Below are 638 nucleotides of genomic sequence, written 5' to 3'. Positions count from 1 at the left end.
GTCTGGGTCCTCGGGCAGGACCTGCCGCAGCCAATGGCTTCGCCAAACAATGTCCTTTTCCGTCAGTTGCATCACGATGCGCCTCTGGCCGACAGGCGGCGCTCCACCAGCCTGACCCAAAGGCTGGCGCCAATCGGCAGGATTGCGTCGTTGAAGTCGTAGTTGGTGTCGTGAGCCGCAGCCTGATGCGCATCGTCGGCCTGGCCGAGCAAGAAATAGCAGCCCGGCCGCTGTTCCAACATGTAGCAGAAATCTTCCGAGCCCATCTCGGGAGGCGGATCGACGACGAGACGTTCCGGTCCCATCACCTCGTTCGCAATCGCGATCATCGCATCGGCTTGCGCCGGGGTGTTGATCGTCGGCGCGAAGGGCGTTTCATAGAGAATGTCGACGCTGGCGCCAAAAGCTTCAGCCTCGTTTTTCGCGATGCGGCGGATTGCCGTCTCCAGCGTCTTTTGAACCTGATGGTCGAAGGTGCGCACGGTGCCGGTCAGAAACGCCGTATCGGGGATGGTGTTGAAGGCTTCGCCTGCGCGCAGGCTGCCAACGGTGACGATTGCCGGAGCGTGCACATCGGTCAGGCGGCCGGGCAGGGCTTCGATTGCGAGCAGGATGCGCGCGGCGATGGGGAGTGGATT

General features: G+C 62.4%; 1 protein-coding gene. It reads right to left on the bottom strand.

Features of this window, described 5'->3' with window-relative positions:
• Positions 1–71 precede the first annotated feature (71 nt).
• Positions 72–638: M20/M25/M40 family metallo-hydrolase (locus EN994_RS34280; RefSeq protein WP_127308296.1), on the bottom strand; the 567-nt coding region annotated here is incomplete at its 5' end.

The organism is Mesorhizobium sp. M7A.F.Ca.CA.002.09.1.1, assembly GCF_003998555.1.
GTDB lineage: Bacteria > Pseudomonadota > Alphaproteobacteria > Rhizobiales > Rhizobiaceae > Mesorhizobium > Mesorhizobium ciceri.
This window is presented reverse-complemented; position numbering and strand designations above follow the sequence as displayed.